Origin of the sequence: Paenibacillus tritici, from assembly GCF_013204885.1 — a bacterium.
GTDB lineage: Bacteria > Bacillota > Bacilli > Paenibacillales > Paenibacillaceae > Paenibacillus_AQ > Paenibacillus_AQ tritici.
In genome coordinates, this window is record NZ_JABMKX010000015.1 from 123,154 (window position 1) to 143,477 (window position 20,324).

At 52.0% G+C, this 20,324-nt stretch carries 17 protein-coding genes and 2 pseudogenes; 2 read left to right on the forward strand and 17 right to left on the reverse strand.

From position 1 onward, the window contains the following. Positions 1-28 precede the first annotated feature (28 nt). From HQN87_RS24550 to HQN87_RS24595, 11 genes and pseudogenes are all read right to left on the reverse strand, one after another. Entirely contained in the window at positions 29-715 is a 687-nt protein-coding gene (locus tag HQN87_RS24550; RefSeq protein WP_173138685.1) for an ABC transporter permease, read from the reverse strand. Beyond that, positions 708-1,625 (reverse strand): ABC transporter ATP-binding protein, encoded by a 918-nt coding sequence (locus HQN87_RS24555; RefSeq protein WP_173138687.1) that lies wholly within the window; start codon positions 1,623-1,625, stop codon positions 708-710. The genes HQN87_RS24550 and HQN87_RS24555 overlap by 8 nt, the downstream gene beginning before the upstream one ends. A 139-nt stretch (positions 1,626-1,764) precedes the next feature. Beyond that, positions 1,765-2,700 carry a sensor histidine kinase gene (locus HQN87_RS24560; RefSeq protein WP_173138689.1) on the reverse strand — a complete coding sequence of 312 codons (936 nt, stop codon included), beginning with the start codon at positions 2,698-2,700 and terminating at the stop codon, positions 1,765-1,767. Continuing rightward, positions 2,697-3,422, reverse strand: a complete 726-nt coding sequence (locus HQN87_RS24565) for a response regulator transcription factor (RefSeq protein WP_301953222.1) — start codon at positions 3,420-3,422, stop codon at positions 2,697-2,699. Before HQN87_RS24565 ends, HQN87_RS24560 begins: the two co-directional genes overlap by 4 nt. Before the next feature lie 20 nt (positions 3,423-3,442). After that, entirely contained in the window at positions 3,443-4,333 is an 891-nt protein-coding gene (locus HQN87_RS24570; RefSeq protein ID WP_254075649.1) for a DUF4362 domain-containing protein, read from the reverse strand. Between the two features lie 268 nt (positions 4,334-4,601). Next, entirely contained in the window at positions 4,602-7,055 is a 2,454-nt protein-coding gene (locus HQN87_RS24575; protein ID WP_254075646.1) for an S-layer homology domain-containing protein, read from the reverse strand. Positions 7,056-7,103: 48 nt separating this feature from the next. Further along, a pseudogene (locus HQN87_RS33110) lies at positions 7,104-7,214 on the reverse strand (S-layer homology domain-containing protein); the annotation flags it as partial. 296 nt (positions 7,215-7,510) lie between these two features. Continuing rightward, positions 7,511-8,122 carry a uridine kinase family protein gene (locus HQN87_RS24580; protein ID WP_173138695.1) on the reverse strand — a complete coding sequence of 204 codons (612 nt, stop codon included), beginning with the start codon at positions 8,120-8,122 and terminating at the stop codon, positions 7,511-7,513. Positions 8,123-8,218: 96 nt separating this feature from the next. Continuing rightward, complete coding sequence (locus HQN87_RS24585) at positions 8,219-9,349, reverse strand: glycoside hydrolase family 88/105 protein (RefSeq protein WP_173138697.1); 1,131 nt, start codon at positions 9,347-9,349, stop codon at positions 8,219-8,221. A 43-nt stretch (positions 9,350-9,392) separates the two neighbouring features. Further along, complete coding sequence (locus HQN87_RS24590) at positions 9,393-10,421, reverse strand: dienelactone hydrolase family protein (protein WP_173138699.1); 1,029 nt, start codon at positions 10,419-10,421, stop codon at positions 9,393-9,395. A 19-nt stretch (positions 10,422-10,440) separates the two neighbouring features. Next, on the reverse strand, positions 10,441-11,331 hold the full coding sequence (locus HQN87_RS24595; RefSeq protein WP_173138702.1) for a pectinesterase family protein: 891 nt from the start codon (positions 11,329-11,331) through the stop codon (positions 10,441-10,443). Positions 11,332-11,404: 73 nt separating this feature from the next. Here HQN87_RS24595 and HQN87_RS24600 point away from each other — a divergent pair, with 73 nt between their 5' ends. Further along, positions 11,405-12,271, forward strand: a complete 867-nt coding sequence (locus HQN87_RS24600; RefSeq protein WP_173138704.1) for a helix-turn-helix transcriptional regulator — start codon at positions 11,405-11,407, stop codon at positions 12,269-12,271. 30 nt (positions 12,272-12,301) lie between these two features. On the opposite strand, the gene HQN87_RS24605 is transcribed toward HQN87_RS24600, so the two are convergent. After that, the gene (locus HQN87_RS24605; protein ID WP_173138705.1) at positions 12,302-13,759 is read right to left on the reverse strand and encodes a glycoside hydrolase family 28 protein; all 1,458 of its coding nucleotides are present in this window, start codon (positions 13,757-13,759) and stop codon (positions 12,302-12,304) included. Positions 13,760-13,777: 18 nt separating this feature from the next. Next, on the reverse strand, positions 13,778-15,343 hold the full coding sequence (locus HQN87_RS24610; protein ID WP_173138707.1) for a glycoside hydrolase family 43 protein: 1,566 nt from the start codon (positions 15,341-15,343) through the stop codon (positions 13,778-13,780). Between the two features lie 200 nt (positions 15,344-15,543). On the opposite strand from HQN87_RS24610, the gene HQN87_RS24615 reads away from it, so the two are divergent. Continuing rightward, positions 15,544-17,778: an AraC family transcriptional regulator gene (locus HQN87_RS24615; RefSeq protein ID WP_173138709.1), complete on the forward strand. Its 2,235-nt coding sequence runs from the start codon at positions 15,544-15,546 to the stop codon at positions 17,776-17,778. 132 nt (positions 17,779-17,910) lie between these two features. Here HQN87_RS24615 and HQN87_RS24620 read toward each other — a convergent pair whose 3' ends face one another. The 4 genes and pseudogenes from HQN87_RS24620 to HQN87_RS33255 all read right to left on the reverse strand — a co-directional run. Next, positions 17,911-18,351, reverse strand: coding sequence for a hypothetical protein (locus HQN87_RS24620; protein WP_173138711.1), 441 nt, complete (start codon positions 18,349-18,351; stop codon positions 17,911-17,913). Positions 18,352-18,474: 123 nt separating this feature from the next. Continuing rightward, a complete protein-coding gene (locus HQN87_RS24625; RefSeq protein ID WP_173138713.1) occupies positions 18,475-18,864 on the reverse strand; it encodes a hypothetical protein in 390 nt (129 codons plus the stop codon). Positions 18,865-19,003: 139 nt separating this feature from the next. Beyond that, positions 19,004-19,264: a hypothetical protein gene (locus tag HQN87_RS24630; protein WP_173138714.1), complete on the reverse strand. Its 261-nt coding sequence runs from the start codon at positions 19,262-19,264 to the stop codon at positions 19,004-19,006. An 887-nt stretch (positions 19,265-20,151) separates the two neighbouring features. Then, positions 20,152-20,324: pseudogene (locus HQN87_RS33255) on the reverse strand (IS256 family transposase); the annotation flags it as partial.

The window sequence follows — 20,324 nt, forward strand, 5'->3', positions numbered from 1 at the left end:
GGTAATGTGAGAGGGAAGGGCTTCAGCCTCAGGCAACATCCTGATGCTCAATATTGCGGATGGAGAGATACGCGATTCCCGCACCGACCAGCGCCAGAGAGAGCGACACCCCGATCAGATTGCCCATGCGGAAGCTCCCGAAGCCGGATGAGATCAGCATAACAATGAAGATGGCGGTGACAATGGTCGCCGGTACCGATTTGCGGCGCATCCCGAAGTATAACGGAATCAGCCCCATGCCTGCCGCGTACAGCGCATCCGTCCCGGCCTTCACCAAGTGGGTAAGGATCAGCTCCTGTGATACAGTACCCTCAATCACGTCAGACATGAAATAATCAACGCCGGTAAGAATGCTGCTGATCACAATATCAGACAGGAAGATACTAAGGAAGGTGAACACAAAGACGATAATCAGCTTTGCCGTCAGCAGCATTTTGCGGGGAACCGGGTACATGAACAGCACAGTAATCGTATTATTCTTGTATTCGTCGATCACCAGCTTGCTAAGTAGTACAGAGGCGAAGATGATATAGATTGCTTTTACAAAAACGAACACGCCATCAAACAAATCCGTGTACGAGCTGAATTCCCCTTCGTTAAGCGATGTAAAGGCGATAAGAATCATGAAGCCCAGAATGGCGAGATCGGCAATCAGCACACTTTTGAGAAAATTGAATTTGTTCTTGCGCAGCTCCAAACGAATCAGCTTAAGCATTGTGGGCACCTCCCATCAGTTCCACGAAGTGATCTTCCAGCGAATGATGCTTCTTGCTCATACTCTCCAGCTCCACATCTGCTTCCGCCATGGCCTTGCTCAGCTCCAGCTGCGGAATATCATCATAGATCCGGATGGTGCGCGGATCGAGCACTTTGTAATTGGTTAAGCCCAGCTTATGCTCCAGGATATAGACAGCCTTGGTGCACTCGCCTGTAATCAGTTCAATGTACTGCGTATTCTGGTTACGGATCGTATCCATTGCTAATTGCTCCACCAGCACGCCTTCGCGGATCACGCCAATTGTGTCGGCAATCTGTTCGATCTCGCCCAGAATATGACTGGAGATCAGCAGGGTCATACCGTATTCACGGCTCAGCATGCGGAACACCTCGCGCAGCTCCTTGATACCAAGCGGGTCCAGCCCGTTGATCGGTTCATCCAGAATGAGCAGCTCCGGCTTGGTCATCACCGCTCTGGCAATGCCCAGCCGCTGCTTCATCCCCAGGGAGAATTGCTTCACCGGTTTCTTGTCCACTGCACTCAGCTTCACCAGCTCCAGTGCTTCCTCCATCGCTTGGACATCGTAATATCCCATGTATTCACCATGCAGCGCCAGGTTCTCGCGGGCACTCAGCTTGTCGTAGAAGACCGGATATTCAATGATGCTGCCCATACGCTTCAGCATTTCGTAAGAGCGGTGGGTCATCTTGTCGCCGAAAAATTCAATCTCGCCCGCCGTCGGCTTTACCAGATTCGTAATCATTTTCATCACCGTCGTTTTGCCGGCCCCGTTGGGTCCCAGGAACCCGTAAATTTCCCCCTGCTGTATCTCCATATTCACGCTGCGTACGATTTCCTTCTCGTCATAGACCTTGGTTAGGTCCCATGTCCGAAGTATGGTTGTCATGTCCGTTATCCCCTTTGACTTCTTCTTTGTCTTCCTGGTATTTATTCTACAGGGCGGAGTTTGCTTTTTTATTACTTGAATCTTACGTAAATCTTAAGCTGCGTCAGGATACGCGGACCGCCCCGCCAGAACCGGAATTTCAGAAGGTCTGCCGCTGAAAAGAAAGCTTAAATGCCGTCCGGACATACGGCTTGCTGCTTAAGGAAATACGGCCGTTCATCTGCTCGGTGAGCCGCTTGGTAATGGTCAGACCCAGGCCGCTTCCCTGGTAGTCGCGGTTGCGCGAATCCTCCAAGGTGTAGAGCCGCTCGAACACCTTGTCCTCATGGCCTTCGGCAATACCTTTGCCCCGGTCCCATACTTCTATACACACCTGACCAGCTTCGCTGTACAGCTTCAGCCCCAGAACCCCTCCGGCATCGCCGTAGGTAATAGCATTCGACAACAGATTGGACAACACCCGGTCCAGCGCATCGTCGTTGCCCATGATATAGAGCGGCTCATCCGGTATCTCAATCTGCACCTCAGCACCTTTGGCACTGAGAATATCGTAGAACACCAGAATATTCCTGCGGCAGACCTCACCCAGCTCCACGCGGGACAGCGGGATATCCCGGTCCCCCGACTCCAGCTTGGCCAGATCAAAGAAACGGTTCATCAGCGTAATGACTTCGCCCGCTTTGGCATGAATGGTCCGCAGAATACGTTCCTGCTCTTCTAGAGGCGTGTCTGTATCATGCAGCAGGGTCTCAATGTACCCCAGCACCACTGTCAGCGGTGTCTTCAGGTCATGGGAGATGTTAGCCAGCATACTGCGCATGGACTTCTCCAGCTTGGCCCGCTCCACAGCTCCCTTATGATTAACATCCAGCAGCCGGTTCAGATCGGTCAGCAGAATCTGCAGCTCCGGGCTGCTGCTCATCAGAAGCAGGCGTTCATGGGAGCCGTTCTCCACAATACTCTCCAGCTTGGTATGAATATAGTTCAACTGGCGTGCGTGCTGCCGTGAATTCATTACCTGCACTCCAAGGGCTAGCAGAAGCAGCGCAATAACGATAATGAGCAAGACGGTCATTGCTGCACATCTCCCAGCTTATAGCCGATGCCCCACAGCGTTCGGATATATTCCGGATGGGAAGGATCATCCTCAATCTTCTCGCGCAGTCTGCGCATATGTACATTGATTACATTCTCATCCCCGAAGTAATCATCCTCCCAGACCATACTGTAGATCTGCGCCTTCGTGAATACCCGTCCGGGGCTGCTTACGAACAGCTTCAGGATATGGAACTCCTTAGCGGTCAGCTTCACTTCTTCCCCGTTCTTCAGCACCGAGAAATTATCCAGATCAACCGTTAGCCCGCGCAGCGTGATCACCTTCGATGTCGGCTGCAGTTCCCCACCGGCAGCGGCCTGGCTGCCTTGCGCTGCATACCCGGCCCGGCGGATCGCCGCCTTCACCCGCGCGGCCAGCTCAATCATCGAGAACGGCTTGGTAATATAATCATCTGCGCCGAAGCCCAGACCCAGCGCCTTGTCCACATCACTGTCCTTCGCTGACATGATCAGCACCGGCACCAGACTCCCGCTGCGGATCATCTGCAGCACATCCGTGCCGCTGCGCTTCGGCAGCATCAGATCCAGCAGCACAAGGTCGTAAGGGAGACCTGCAAGGAATTTCTTCACCGCGCTCTCCCCGTCAAAGGCAGTATCCACCTCGTAGCCTTCTTTAGTTAAATATGAATAGACCATTTCGCTGATGGCCTCATCGTCCTCAATCAGCAGCACCCGTTGCAGCATATTGAACCTCCTGTATTCTATTTGACGCCGCCTGTAGCAGCAGGCAGCTGTAAGTAACTATCGCCGGCCTCTACAAGCCCGATAATGTAATCTGCGGCCTCCGTCATCACCTTGCCATCCCTGCCGGTATCACATTCGCTCCAGGCATAATGATTCTCGGCACTATTGATCAGCACCGTCAGATCATAGCTCTCATACGGCTTGAGGTTGCAGCTTGTACTAAGCTGCTTCTCCCCAAGATAATTGGCCAGCACCAGCTTCCGGTAGATGCTCTGCCTGTCTGCCTGCGGCAGGGAGAAATCGCTGATTTCGGTGACAGTACCGTTCAGCATATCTTTTACCACGGACTGCTTCACTGTATTGATCTCATTCCCGTGATTGAACCCGTATTTGAGCACGAACTCAAATGTATTCTGCGAGCCCAGATCAAAGCTGACGGTGAGTAAGTCTCCATCCCCCATATCCCCCTCGCACCCCTTCAAAGAGTACCTCAACTGATGCTTCTCCTCCCTCCGTACAAGCTCATTACAGCTGTAAGTCTTCACTTCATGGGAACCGAAGGCATCCTCAGTGGTATCATAGCTCAGTTCCAGCCGTCCGCCTTCATATCTTAATTCCGTAAAGACGGGATCGCCCTCAATCGTGTAATGAACTACCCGCTGGCTGCCGCTTCCCCGTTCCATGAAGTTGTCCAGCTTGTCCAGATTGCTGATTCCACCGCCGTTGGAGGATATGACATCCGCCTCCGGGTCAATCTTGTGGCTGATGGCGGATGAGCCTCCACTCTCGAATAACGAGCAGCCTGTAGCCAGAATCAGCAGAAGTAGAGCGGGAAGAGCTGCCCAGGCCAGCTTTCTGAATAGTATAGCCGTTATTCTCAGCTTGCGCAGCAGCTTTGAGCCAGGCATTACTTCCACGGCTAATGACCTCCCTGATATCATGATCGGATGGAGCTTTTGTTAAAGTATACCAATGCTGCGCACGTGATTCTACTACAAAGAACCATACATGCCCGCTCGTGTTAAGTGGTTAATATTCTCACATACCATACAGCAACAGAGCAGCGGCTCTCCTGTGACGGGAAGCGCTGCTCTGTTGTTTCCATAAGTAACATTATTGGCGGGCAAATGAATTACAAGCTCACGCGGATCAGACTGCCCGTCCAGCACCGGGAAGCTATAATACGGGAATTTGATGTTGTAGTATTGCTAAAGGCACTTTAATATCAATCGGTCCTGCGGCAGGCTCACCATTAACAATCTTTATCTGAGTACGCAAATCTATAGTTCCTGCCTCGTCAGTGTATAACGCCAGAATGTTATAGTCGCCATCCGCTAAATAAAGATTGAACTTACCAGCAACCACAGGGACCCAGTAAATTCCGAAATTCAGAGCATTCATTTCTCTGATTTCCAGCCAGCCGTCGTAAATCGGGGAACCATCCACGAAGCTAATGCTTCCCTCAATTTTTGGAGGCAACTTGATATTTAGATTGGTTTTCCCGTCAATGACCTCAAATAAATAATTAATTCTTAATTGATTGTTTGTTTCGCCGTAGTTTAAGACTTCAACATTATAATGACCGTCCGGTAAATTAAAGCTGAACCTGCCTGCTTGGATTTCAGTACTATACGAGGCATACGGTCCGCTGTCCAATCTCCTTACAATAATTTCCCCATCCTCAACTATGGTCCCGTCCGAGTACTGTAACGTGCCTGCCTGCTGCTCAGGAATGAGGATATGCACATCTCTATCTGCCTTGCCATTCATAACGTAGAACCTATAGTAGAGTGAAATAACCTCTTGTGTTGTAGTGGAACGCATGGAGTAAATCCGGTACGGCCCATCCGGCAAATCTATAGAGAATTCTCCATTCGTCAGTGCAGCGGAGTAAGTCATATAATCGCTATCCCGTTCTAAGTATACAGTACCTGAATCCGCAACCTTCCCGTCTGCACGCTCAATCACCCCTTCTACAACTCCATGATTTATAATAGGCGGTGTAGGTGCCACCGTTGACCACGGTGTGGGTGTCGGTGTTACTACCGGCCATGGGGTTGGCGTCGGCGGAGCCGATGGTGACGGCGAAGTAGCGGCGGTTGGCATCGCTGATGACACCGCTGTTGCTACCGCCGTTGCTGCCGCTGTTGGCGTCGCCGATGACACCGCCGTTGCTACAGGCGTTGCTGCCGCAGTTGGCGTCGCTGATGACACCGCTGTTGCTACCGCCGTTGGTTCTGCTGTCGGTTCCGCTGTCGGTTCTGCCGTTGGTTCCGCTGTTGCTACCGCCGTTGGTTCCGCTGTCGGTTCTGCCGTCGGTTCCGGCGTTGGTTCCGGCGTTGGTTCCGCCGTTGGTTCTGCCGTTGGTTCCGCTGTTGGTTCCGGCGTTGGTGTCTCTGTTGCTACTGGCGTTGGTGTCGCTGTGGGTGTCGCTGTTGGTTCTACCGTCGGTGTTGGTGTAGCCGCCGCACTTTCACCGCCACCTCCTCCACCGCCGCCACCTGGCACAGCCGGCGCTGGTATTGCAGAAGCAGGCGCAGCCGTTTTATCAGAACCGGCTATATTTACTTTCACATCTGCCGGTACATCCGTGCCGACCGTAATTTTACCTGGCGCTTTCTCTATTGTAATGCCTGAAGCGTTGACTACCGCATTCTCGATGCTGCCTTTACCTGAAATCTGTATACCGGCGTTCATCGTCATTGACTTGATACTGCCGTTATTGGCCAGTTTATTACTGCCCGCTGATTGGCCAACACTGACTGTCTCCACAGTGCCCCCGCTGATCTCAATATCAAGATGTGATGCAAGAATATTTACAGTCTTGAAGCTGCCGGTTAACCGGATGCGGGCATCCGCCGGAATGTCAGGTGATAACGTAAGGGTACTGATCTCAGCTCCGGGAAGGGCTTCAACGGTTGAAGCTGAACGGACCTGAAGCTCATTGATTCGGGTCTTTCCTTCAGCAACCACTCTTACACTGCCATCCTTCTTGTCAATACGCACAGAACCCAGTGTAGAATCCGCCAGATGAATACTATTCGCTCCGCCGCCTTCAACCGCAGTATTGCCCCCTACCGTTACATTCTGGAGCTTCACATCGCCTTCACCTATGCCTTCTCCCAGCAGCAGACCTCCGGTGATGTTCATATTACGGAGTGTAATCCCCGGCACACTGATCACGACATCGCTGTCTACTTGGGACATTCCCGACAGCGGACCATATATGCCTGGCTTATCGTAAATGATTACATATTCCCCCGACTCAGCATCGAGCAAGGACAAGGCTCTATCCAGAATGACAACCGTTTCCGCACGGGTTGCATAGGCGAGCGGGCGAAAATTCCCATCACCATAACCTGTCATGATACCCTGCCCGCTTACCGCACGGATTGCGCTCTTACTCCAATCCGGGCTACCCTTAAGATCACCGAACTCAGGGGCGTCTGCTGCGGCTGTCAGCTTAAGCATTTTACTGATCATAGCCGCCAGCTCCTGACGGTTAACCTTCTGATCCGGCTTGAAGGAGCCGTCTGCATAGCCTTGAACATATCCCGCTGCACTGGCCTGCAAAATACTTGTGTAATACCACTTGCTGCTGGAGATGTCGCTAAAATCAACTTTTTTCATTTCAGTAAATCCAAAAGCCCTATTGATCAAAACCGTTAATTCAGCCCGGGTGACCGGATGATTAGGTTTGAATTCGCCGTCCGGATAGCCGGAAACCAAACCTTGATCCATCCATCTATGAATTTGTTCCTTTGCCCAGCTTCCACTGAGATCCGTCATGTTACCCGCCAAGGCTGCGCCGGACGGCAGTATAGCCAGACATACAGCGAGTGCCCCTGCGATTACTTTCTTTCTAACATTTTGTGTAATGAACAAGCGAATTCCCCCGACTATGTAGTTATAAAAGCACGCTTAAGCCCTATTAATCCGTTAAAATTATAGCACGATTCCGGTTAAGGATTGGTAATATTTCCGGATTTTTTTCTTCATTCCAGGAAGAAAAAAACGGCCCCATTCCTCCATACCGGAAGGCGGGGCCGTAGCTGTATATGATATTTTGTCGCTGAAACTACCGCTTAATCTTCATTCCTGATCACAATATCGAACTTCTCATGATACGGATGCATGAATAATTCATACTGAATTCTGCGCTGCTCGTGGGATTTCATTAAATACTGAATATCTGTCCCCCGCTCAGCCACATCACGGATTCCCCTTCGCCTCAGCTCAGTCTCCCCGTCCGTATATAAGTAGACTTTGAGATCATACAGACTCGGGTCCGTAAAAGCCACGCTCATGCCCTCTACAATATTAATCCTGTTGCCAGATGATAACAGCGCACTCTTGCTATAATGCGTACCGATGGTATACAGATCCAAACCGTCCCGCAGCATACGAACGTCTCGCTCCAAAGCAGCCACGTTATGGGCGGCAGGGTGACAGGCGGTCATTTTGTCACGATATTGTTCATTGTTATATTCGTAGTCAATCCTGGCGTACCGTCTAAGATCAGATCCGATAATATAGGGGTCAGTATTCAGAACATTCAAGCTCTCCTGCCCCAAAAGAGTGATCAGATGATGGGCAAACGTCGTCTTTCCCGATGCCCCGTGACCCGAAATGCCCACGATCACTCTCTCAGCCTGACTGTTAATCCACTCGGCTATTCTGTGCAATTCCTGATTCATAGCTTCCTCCGCATGTCCTCGATTAGAAGTATCCAATATCCTATACTATCACAAAAATCGGACCCGGATCAGCTGCGATTATAACGATGTTGACGCTCAATTTACCGGTGTCTGTAACTTCTCCACCTCAAGGGAAGCCAGCAATAATGGCGCAACACCCATCGGCACATCAGAGACTACCGCTTCGGAAATGTAGTAATCATAAGAACCGTTCCGGTCCTTGCTGAGGCCTGCCCCGTGGCAGATCTGATGCAGATGAACGCCTTGTTCATCTTCGGTAACCAGATGCGTGAGGATGCCCTCATAGCCTTTCAGCATCGCTTCCTTGAACGAAGGCTCCAGATAACGCAGCCGCAGGGCTTTGGCCATCGCATAAACGAACATGCACGAGCCGGTGGCTTCGAGGTAATTGCCTTTGCGCCCTGCCTGATCAAGCACCTGATACCACAGGCCGGTCTCCTGGTCCTGCACCTCAAGCAGTGCACCGCACATCCGCTGGAAAATCCCGATGATCGTTCCCCGCTGCGGATGGGTGAGCGGGAAATGCTCCAGGCAGTCCACGGCGGCCATGGCGTACCAGCCCATCGCCCGGCTCCAGAAGTGGGAAGAGAGTCCGGTGGACGAGTCCGCCCATTCCTGCTCTTTGGATTCATCCCAGCCGTGATAGAGCAGGCCGGTCCGCGGATCACGGGTCCGGCGCTCGATCAATAGCAGCTGATGGGCAGCTTCATCTATCAGCTCGGGACGCTGGAATACGGCCCCGTATTCGGCAAGAAACGGCGACGCCATATATAATCCGTCCAGCCACATCTGAAAAGGATACACCTTCTTATGCCAGAATCCTCCCTCTGAAGTACGGGGTTGCCCAATGAGCTGCGCCGCCAGCAGATGAGCCGCTTCAGCGTAACGCGCTTCCCCGGTCTGCCGGTACAGGTAGAAGAGATTCTTGCCCTGGTTGATCTGATCCAGGTTATATTCCTCCAGCGAATAGGAGCGGATCGAGCCGTCCTCCCCGATGAAGCTCTCCATATGCCGCTGCATGAAGGAGAGATATTCGGACTCCCCATGCTGTACACCGGCGCGGGCCACTGCCATCAGCAGCATACCGGGCACATAGGCCCAGCGCTCCAGGACATACTCGTGCTCCCCTTGTTCATTGCATTGACTAATAAAGGTATCCGCGATTCTGCGGGACAAGCCTGACATTGTTGATTCCGTGATAGACATCCTTATTCCTCCTGTCGTTTATGCTCCAAGCCTAAGTCTGAGCTCAGGCACCGGCAAGCTTCTTCTGCAGCCAGGCATACGCCGGCTCCCCGTGTATTTCATGCCCTCCGGCAAAAAAATCCGCCTCTACCTCTCCGCCATGCCCCGCTGCGTTATAAATCGTCTCCAGCCGGTCCAGGGCTTGCTTCGCGCCTGCCGGACCAAACAAAGGGTCGGCATCTCCCGACTCCAGGAACAGGCCGCGCGGGGCAATCAACCCAAGCAGATCCGGCATTTCCGCTTCCAGCAGAATGCCCGGAATATAATTATCCAGACAATGATTCCGCGTGAGTATGCTATCCGCAAACGTATTGGCGTAACCGCTGACGACCGCACAGGTGATCCGCTGATCCAGTGCAGCCGTGAAGCCGGCGACCAGCCCGCCGCCGGAAATACCCATAATGCCTAATCGTTCACCGTTAACCTCTTCCCGCATCTGCAAATAATCCAGCGCCCGCATACTTTCATAGATCCGGTAGCCTGCCATCGTCTGCCCCGCCATCAATAGCGCAGAGGATAGGCGGAAGCAGGAATTGCGCCCGGGCTCGCCGCTCTCCAGATCCTCTGCCAGCCGCCGGTCGCCGAAGCCGAGCATCTCGGGCGCTGCGACCACGAAGCCCTGCTTCACCAGGGAGACGGCAAAATCCTTATGCAGCCCCGGGCCACCCTGCCGCTGCGAGCCATCCGGATGGAGGCCGGTAATCTCACGGCTGCCGTAGCCATGCCCATGAATAGCCAGAATAGCCGGGCAGGGAGAAGATAACGGCTGCCCCGGAATCAGAAGATACATAGCCATTCTAAGTCCTTCATAAGTGGTAATCTCCACACGCTCACGTATATATCCGTTACAAGCTACCCGCTCAAGCCGCACAGGTGCAAGCGCTGCCCGTTCCTCCGGCAAGCCGCCAAGCCGTCCGGTAAAGCTTGCAGTAAGCTTTGCCCGCCACTCCCCGTGTGGAATGTCCTCACGGAAGGCAGCGTCCTGCGCTGCGGCAGCGGTCAATTGCTTCATATATTGTTCCAATGATTCCATCGGGGGTTCCTCCTGGTTCTTAATAGCCTTCAGGATGCCAGCCGTCCAGAACGGTCAGAACCCGGTACTCCGCAGCTTCCTCTGCAGTTAACTGTCGAGACCATGCAGCCCTGCTCTCTGGACAGGCCCCTGGCCCGCTGCTGCCGTATTCTTCATAACGGCTGGTCTGCTCCCTGTCCGGCTGCCCCCAGTTATGCCAGCCTTCGCCGGTCACTGAACCGTCCATGACCGTGCGGATGAAAGCTACATGCGCATAAGGCCGCCAAGGACGCCCGAGATACACCTCACTGACACCTTCACCGCCGGTAATCCGGCAATTCAGGAATACATAGCCGAATGCAGCTCCCTCCGGTGTTGAAGCGGCTGTAATATAACCTCTGGACCGCTTATTGTGCAGATGGCAGCCATCGAACAACGCCGTGGCGGCTCCAAAAATATAATCGACATCGCCTTCAATATAGCAGTCGTTGTAATATTGCTTGCCCTGCCCTGTATAGAGTGTATCCTGGTCACCCAGCATCCGAACGCGCCGGAATACCGCCTGTCCGGCATCAACAAAGGCGGCCACCGCCTGTCCGGTTCCCGGACCGGATGCGTTCCTTATGGTCAGATTCTCGGCGGTGAAGCCTTCCGCGAACACATTCAGGGTGCCGCTGCGGAAGGTACCGAGCGGTTCACCGTCCGCTCCCAGCGTGTGGGCATTATCATTCCAGGTAATCACGGTGGAATGCGGGTCCTCCCCCAGCAGCAGAATGGGCGGGGCTTCGCGGACGATTGTAATCTTTTCCTCATAAATGCCGGGCTTGATCCGGATGGTTACGGCCTGCTTCTGCTGTGGCGGAATGGAATCCAGGGCCTCCTGCAGACTGCTGTATCCTTCTCCGGGATTCTTCGATACTGTAATTAACATGTGCGGCTCCTTTCATGGCGACCTCTATTTATTCTATAATAACCGTAACGGTTCAGATGAGAAGAGGAGATTTATGACCAGCGTGACTAGCCCTAATCCGAAATATCATATCGAAGAAGGACGGTTCAGCATTCAGCATATGAAGCGCAAAGGCATCACTGCGATGCCGCGCCCCCACAGTCATGAACTCACCGAGCTGTACTATCTGACAGAGGGTGAGCGCGTATACTTTGTGGATGACCGGGTCGTTACGGTTCACAAGGGCGAGCTGATTCTGATTCCAGGCCGGGAGCTGCATGCTACCGCAAGCTCTGAAATGGCCGAATTCGAACGGATTCTGATCAATTACGATCCTGAGCTGCTGCCCCTTGTGCTGCAAGATGAGGCCTTGTGGTTCCAGAATCACCGCTACCGTCTGTTCAGGCTGACCCTGCGCGAACAGAATGAGGCGGAGACGCTGCTAAGCCGTATTCTGGAGGAAGCGCGTATCCAGCGGCCTCTGTATGAAGCCTCCATCGTGGCGATGTTCACCGAGCTGATGATTCTGCTCCAGCGCTCGGAGAGTACAACACAGGCCGGCGGGACGAAGCACCCGCTGCATCATCTGGTAACCGATGTCGCCACGTACATCCGGGAGCATCACCGTGAAGCGCTTACGCTGGAAGAGACTGCCGGACACTTCTTCATCAGCCCGTCTTACCTGAGCCGCGTGTTTCACCGCCTGACCGGGTTTCATTTCCGTGAATACATTGTTCATATCAGAGTCCGTGAAGCCCAGCGGCTGCTGGCCGGAACCTCCGCCAAGATTCAGGAGATCGCTTCCACAGTCGGCTTCGAGCATCTGTCCCACTTCAATAAGACTTTCAAAAGATCAACCGGGCTGACTCCGCTCCAATACCGCAAGGCATCCAAATCCCGGGCTGACTCCAAGTCTGAATGAAGGATTGAAGAATAGCGCCTCTCCCGGGCATCAGCCTGAGCTCTCTGCAATCATAAGCTCTCCAGACCGGATGAGCTCTACACGGCTGCATTTATGCATCTTCACAGGCTCTGCTTCCTCAGTCCTCAGCCGGATTCCGTCCAGCTTCAGATTGCTGGCATACCGCAGAACCATTCCCTGCTTGCTTATCGCGCTGAAATTCTCCACCGTCAGCCCAGCAAGCGGCATCTCCGGCAATCCGTTCACCAGCAGCGCAGTTGCCGCACCATGGCAGGTGATATTGCGGAGTGTGATATTCCGGAACTGCGGAGTCTCCTCCGTAACGGGGAAGGACTGCTCATCATAGCCTTCAGAGCCTTCAACTCCCGCATAGAACATATGGAAGGATACTGCCTCATGGATAATGCCTGTCATGCGGATATTCTCCATCCGGATATCCTCTACTACTCCGCCTCTTCCCCGGGCGCTTTTGAAGCGCAGCCCGATGTCCGTGCCGATGAACAGGCAATCGCTGACTCTGACCGCATGCACGCCGCCAGACATTTCACTGCCGATCACCACTCCGCCATGTCCGTGATATACCGTACAATGCCGGATCGTAATATACCGGCAGGGCATCCCTGCTCTGCGTCCTTCCTCGTCTTTGCCCGACTTCAGGCAGATCGCATCATCCCCTACATCGAACCGGCAGTGCTCCACAAGGGCGTGTGTGCAGGACTCCAGATCCAGCCCGTCCCCATTCTGGGAATACCATGGATTACGTACCTGGATGTGCCTGACCGTTACCTGTTCACAGCCCATAGGATGAAGGCACCAGGCAGGTGAATTCTGGAAGGTAGCTCCCTCCAGCAGCACCCGCTTGCAGTTCCGCAGGCTTAGCAGTGCAGGACGCAGATAAGCCCGGGCAGGCAGATAAGCTTCCATTGCAGTCTGCCCTTCCTCCAGCAGCCGCCGGTAGTAAGCCTCTCCCTTCAACGCCTCTCCAGAAGGCCACCACATCTGATTCTGCTCATCCACTACTCCCCCGGAAGCAATCAGGCTCTGCCATTGAAGCTCCGTCATCTTGAAGCGTTTCACCGGGCGCCAGGCCTCACCGCTTCCATCGAATATCCCTTCGCCGGTAATGGCCACATCACTGAGATTCTCCCCATCCAGCGGAGCCTGGCAGCGCCAGCCGGCATTCCCCTCATAATGGGAGAAGAGCAGCGGATACAGCGTGAAGTCCGGTTCGAAGCATACAAGTGCCCCGCGCTCGGCATACAGATTAGTCCGGCTGTGCAGCGTCAGCGGTCCCGTACGCCATATTCCCGGCGGGATGATGACCTTTCCGCCCCCTGCAGCAGCACAGGCATCAAGCGTATCCTGTATGGCAGCAGTGCACAGCAGTTCTCCGCCTGCTGACCCATAATCCGTAATCCTGAACGTCCGCTCCGGTATTCGCGGCAGTTCAGGTACAGGATAAGGATTGGAATCCTGCTGGCTGTTCATAGGCCGCTTCCCTCCTGTCTATTCAATTTCTTCATAGCTGAACCAGTCGAAATCGGCATAATTGGTGCTTGGCGCCCCTTGGGAACTGGCATACATGCCAATGTACGCCCCTGTGAATCCTCCGGCCAGGTCCGTGCTGAGCACTCTTCCGTCAGCCCGTTCATGTAATGCCGTCCATGAACCGAATTCGTCCGATCTATAATAGAAGCTATAGTCCTGCCCTCTGGCCTCTGCCTTAAGCTGCACTTTGTCCTGCGGATAAGGCACCGATGCCAGCAGCTGCTCATCCCCTCGGCTGCGCACAATCAGCTGCAGCACCTGCTTCCCGTCCTTCAGCTTCAATTCATAGCGGAAGTGGTTGTCCGCATTCTGAATCAGGACCAGTCCGGCGGTTTCGCCTGTTGCCCCCGGCTTGAAGGTCATTTCAGCTGCCGCTCTGAAGCTTAAGTGCTGCTGGCGTCTTCCAATGTAAGACGGATTGCTGATCTCCGTCAGCTGCTCCGGCTTGAGCCGCAGCCGCAGATGTCCCGGACGTTCAGTGAGGCTCCAGAATTCCCCGCGCGGTGTCCGCAGGAAGTTCCAGATCAGGCTGAGCTCTGCGGACTCGAAATCATCACGTACAGGCAGCTGCGGCCATTTCGTTTCCGGCAGATCAGGCGCTGCCGCTTCCAGCTCCAGCACGCCTTTGCCCGGATTCACAACAGGCCATTCATTCTCCCATTTCACCGGGGTCAGGAACGTCTCACGCCCGAGGTTGCGGTAATAGCCGCCGCAGGTCCGGGAAGCAAGACAGAACATCCACCAGTCTCCATGCTGCGTCTCCACCAGCTCACCATGGCCGACATTCACGATTGGATATTCTCTGCCGAGATGGCGGTGAGTAAGAATAGGATTCGCTTTATGTCCTTCATAAGGGCCGGTCACGTTCCGGCTTCTGGCAATCGTGATCGCATGGGTATGGCCGGTGCCGCCTTCGGCAATCAGCACATAATACCAGCCGCCGATTTTGTAGACATGGGGTCCCTCCTGGGCATGACCCACCTTAAGGGCACCTTGCCAGATGCTGAGCTTCGGACCTATGAGTCTGCCTTGTTCAAGGTCAATCTCCTGCAGCCAAATGTCCATATGCTTCGGATAATCCTGGCCTTCGGGAGGAACACGGTTGCCGGTGTAATATACCTTGCCGTCTTCATCGAAGAACAGGGAGGGATCGATCCCCGGTGCATCCTCCAGCCATACCGGATCAGACCAGTCTCCGGCCGGATCGGTGGCAGTCACATAGAAATTATGCTGATCCTTATTATTGTCCACGTAGGTTGTAATCATATAGAAGAGACCTTGATGATATCGGAGGGTAGGTGCCCAAATGCCCATCGACGGAATCGTGTGGTCCAGATTCAGCTGGGACGGACGGTCCAGCACATGGCCAAGCTGGCGCCAGTTCACCAGGTCCTTGCTGTGAAAGATAGGGACACCGGGGAAAAATTCAAAGCTGGACGTAACAAGATAGTAGTCCTCGCCTACGCGGATAGCGGAAGGGTCGGGATAAAAGCCCGGCAGCACCGGATTGCGGAATGTTCTCAATACAGAAATCCTCCTTCAAACGAGCAAAATGTAAGCATAACCAATTATAGTTCGTATAAGTTTAACTTTCTTGCTCTTTCTATGCTCTTTTTCCCGTTTTTTATACTTTCATGCTATTTGGCTCCATCTCCCATCTTGTCAATGAATAGCTTGTCCCTCTAGAATAGGTGTAGTAGGATTTACATAAAGGGGCGATCATCTTGGGAAAGAGAAAGAAACTGTATACCCGCTTTTTTATGAGCCTGACCCTGATCTCCGTCTGCTGCATTCTGGTACTGGCTATGGCGATCTTCTACTGGTACCGGAATATATCCATTGATAATGTCGATAAGGCTAACCAGAATGTGCTGCTAAATACTGAAACCGTATTCACGAATTATAAGGACATTGTTCAGAACTATACGATGGACTTCTATGCCAACCCGAACATCAGCACCCTGATGCGGAGCGGAGAGACAGACTGGAGTGACCAGCTCTACAGCGTCTTAAGCCAGATTCGCGGTGCGCTGATCGTTAACCAGTATCTGGAGAATGCCTATATCTTCGGCGAGAAGGAACCTGCTGTCATCTATGAGAATATGCCGCTCAGCCCGGAAGCCAAGCTGGAGCTGGCCCGGAGGATGCGGAGCAGCCGCATTATTGAATCACCTTTTGTGTGGAAGACCACCCAGAACAATGGTACGCCGGTCACCCTGTTGACTGTCTTCTATAACGACCGGGCCTTTGCAGACAGTGAATATTACGGCGCAGTTGCGCTGACCGTCAATCTCGCCAAGCTCCAGAACAATCTGTTCACTCAAAAAGAAGGCGGAACTACGCGTTACGCCGTCATTGACCGGAATGGCGAAATTCTCATGCACAGCACACTCTCCGGCAGCACCTTACATCCCGAGATGCTGAAGCAGGTCGCTGCCTCCACCTCGGAAAGAGGCTCCTTCGTCTATAAGGGCAACGGGGACAAGCAGCTGATTACTTATGTCTATTCCGCGCAGGATAAGCTGTGGTTCATATCAGAGATGTACTATACAGACAGCATCCGTGAGCTTGCGAATGCCCGTAATCTAATGATTGGTCTCTGTCTGGCCCTTATATTGGCTGCTGCGGTAACCGCCAACCTGATCTCCCGGCGGATCTATAAGCCGATCGGCAGGCTGTTTGGCAGTATCGCTAGTATCTCCGGCAATGAAGAAGCCTTGAAGGCCGGCAGTGACCTGGGTACCGTGAATCTGGAGCTGGAATCTATAGGTGTGAAGCTGGCACAGCTCAAAAAGGAGAGCGACGGCAGTGCCCTGATGCGCTGGCTGCTCTCCCCGCGCGGTGCGGCAGACCCTTCCGGCGGACTCCCGATGATGAGCATCGGCGCAACGGGAGGTGCTTATTGCGTCTGTGTACTGGCCGTGCTCGAACCGGGACAGACCGGGGATGCTCCGGAACCTGTCCAGGAAGGCATTCACCGGATTCAAACTGCATTCTCGGAGCTGGCCGAGGTTCAAATCTTCCGCCCCCATCAAGGGTCGGCCGTCCTTATACTGAGTGAGCTCTATAGCGGAAGCTTCGGAGATTATGCCCACTACCGCAGTACATGGGAGGAACTCGCTGCAATGGGCCTTAAGTCCGGCGGCCGCTGCGGGTTCGGCATCAGTGGGCTGGAAAGTGATCTGGGTCTGCTGAAGGCCAAATACGCTGAAGCCGCAGACTGCATGCAATATTTCAAATTTCATGCGCAGCAGAATATCATATTCGCCGATGATACTGTCCATCTGAACAGCAGCCCGGTACCTGACAGTGCGCTTGAGCCGGTATTGCAGGCGGTAAAGCAGCCGGAGCTGGCAAGCCACATCCCGCAGGCAGTGGAAAGACTGCTGGCGGTAGCCTGTAGCTATCGTGCAGAGTCTGCTGCCATTGCTGTATCAAGGCTTGCCTTCGAGCTGAACCGTACGGCGGATCTGAGCAGCGGGGGCAACCGCCATTCCGGCTTTCTGGATGATTATCAGCAGGTATGGCAGATTCAGAGCTATGACAAGCTGCGCGAGTGGATTGAACACAGCTGCGGCGCAGCCGTGGACCGGATTGCCGGCATGAGGGCGGTGCAGACCCGCAGCATTGCCGCTGAGGCTGCCGCTTATATTAGGGAGCATTATAGCGACCCGGCCCTGTCGCTTAATGCGCTGGCCGAGAAGCTGTCGGTCAGCCCTGCCTACCTCAGCAGGCTGATTGCCGAAGAAGTGGACAGCAGCTTCCCGGATTTCGTCAACCACTTGCGGCTGGAGCAGGCAGAGCTGCTGCTGGTCACCGAGCTTGCGCTCGATATCCGCGAGATTGCCGGACGGGTCGGATATAACAGCAGCACTTATTTTACAACCCAGTTCAAGAAGCGTTATGGCGTCACCCCATCCAAATGGCGAATGAATCATATCCTGCAGCAGCGGGAGTAGTGGGGATGGATAGGGACGGGTAAGGATGGATAGGGGCGGATAGGGAAATGGAAACAGCGGCAGCCTGGACGGATAAGTCCTGGGCTGCCGCTGTTTTGTTGAGAGACGTTTTTTACTTTTTGTGTATAAGGTCTACTTCCCCCAAGGGAATTTAAACCCGCCTAATCCATATGTACTATTAATTTGTTTAATATAATCTTTTTTATCAAAGTGAAACGTTTTTGAGTTATTCATTAACTGTTCTCTGTCATCAATGAAAGTCCAAGATACAATGTCTTTATTCATTTCGATAAATGAATATACTGCCCCACACCCCAGATCAGCACATGCAGGGCATATGTATATTGAATTCTTTCCATTGGGGAAATCTGACTGACTCAATAATATCAATCTTGAAATGTGTTTTTGCTGAAAATCCTCACTGCCCCATCCTAAACAGGATACAAAGTCATAATGCTTAGCATAACTATCATATAAGGATTGTCCGTCAACTATAAAATCCGCAAAACGTGTGGGTCCCGGATAACCATCCCTTAGACGCATTTTAAATTCAATTTCCGATTTTTTAATCATCCTCACCTCTTCATGATAAGTGCTCATCGAATCAATCTGATTTTATCAATAGTTCATTGAAAATTTGTGTTACCTCTGCATATCCGACGACCCTAGCGCCTCCTGCGTAAGAGTATCAATTAATTATTGCAGATTAGGTCCTATTTTAAGCCATAACACGTCATACCCCATATTCTCGAGTATTTCTAACCCATCACTGAACGTGATTCTGTTTGATCCACTCCACCCATTTTCCAGACCATACATAATAAACTGCTTCACTACTCCCGGGTAATTTAAGTTAAAACCTTCAATATCATCTGAAGCCCTCTTCTTTAAGTGAACACCAACTAACAGAGGACTTCCTGAAATCGGGTCATCCCATGTACAAAATTGGAAAGAGCATGTTACATTCTTCTGTCCTTTTAATGATACAGAAAGATTGATTTCGCTTACGCCTTGGTGGTACTTTTGGTTAATCACATAAACGTAATTTTTATCTTGAACCTTGATTTTCCTAGTTTTTTTATTCATATATTCATCACCTATTGGAAATTCTCCGTTTGCAGCATAATCTTCTTATCCAATTTCCAAATCATTCTTAGCCAGATCCAAAGCTGCGTTCTTGATCAAATTTTCTATTACAAACACTTCAAATTTAGGAGCTTTCTCCCTACTTCCCTCTTACAGCATCTATAATAGCTCTCTTCACATCGTCACGGGCTAAATGTATAGATTTAATAGACACATCCAATTTTTCTAGAGTTGTATCATTGTATAGCTGCTTTTCACCAAGGGAATTAAGCTTGCCAATCAGTTCGTCACCTAAGGATGGGAGCCCGCTCCGAACCTCTATTATGGAGAAATCATGGTCTTCAGTCTCTACAGCAAAAACCCCTAAACGCCGATACTCTGTATGCACACGACCTCTCATTATTCTTTCTCCCTTCACACTAGGACATAGCTGTCCCTATAATCATAATTATTCATCCTTTTCTATGAGGAAAAGGACTTTCTAAAGAAACAACGCATATATCAATATGATTATTGAAAATAATAACCCACCACCTTTTAAACGCAATTACTATAAATGAGGATAAGCGAAGCAATAGTCGATACAACCCTAAATAATATCATTACAGCTGCTCACTTTGTTACCTTTCACACGGTATTGGTCAGTAAAGGCTTAAATGTTGTACGTTTTGCAACTCGGCTACCTAAATACCTGGGTGTTTGGGAAGATTGGTTGTATGAAATACAAGAATTGTCCTGCTAGGCAACTTGGAGAAGGAGAAATGCTGTTTTTTATAGAACAATTTGGGATTATAGCCGAGATTATGAGGAGAATGTTGCAGTATGTGCAGGATTTTCGCGCCCGCTCCATGCCTTCTTCCTCAAGTCTATCACTTAATTTTGCACTCCACTACTTCATTCTCCACAGTTAGCCTCTACTATAACGTCAGATATAAACTGGTGAAAATCACTTTGGCAAATTACCTAGTGAGGGTTTGAGGTTTGAGGTTTAAAGTAACCCGCTAACGGTACGCGATAGACTTAACTGCACTTTGTACAACTAAATCGTCTGATTTCCCACCAATTCTCCGTTTAGTTGTATTTCGTACAATTAAACTGGGACATTTTGATAGTTTTCTCCCATTAGGGCAGATTTAGTTGTACAGAATACAGTTATACGATGCTAGCACAGGTAGCGTCAAGAAGTTTGTGTAAGAGAGTAGAAGTACCTCCCCGGGTTACGGGTTGGGGGTGCAGGTGTTTCTGGGGGGAGGGGGAACCCCGACCCCCAGAAACTGGATTCATCCGCTATGCTTCATCGGGTGTAGGTACGGAAGGGTAGCGGGATTCAAAGAGCTCCAGGAGCTTCTTTTTAACGGGTTCCATCCCAAAGCCGGGGACGACCCGCTGCGCATGACGTTCATTGTAGTCGAGCATTTCCAGATACACGATTTTCTCCGCCGCATCCATATTCGTCAGAC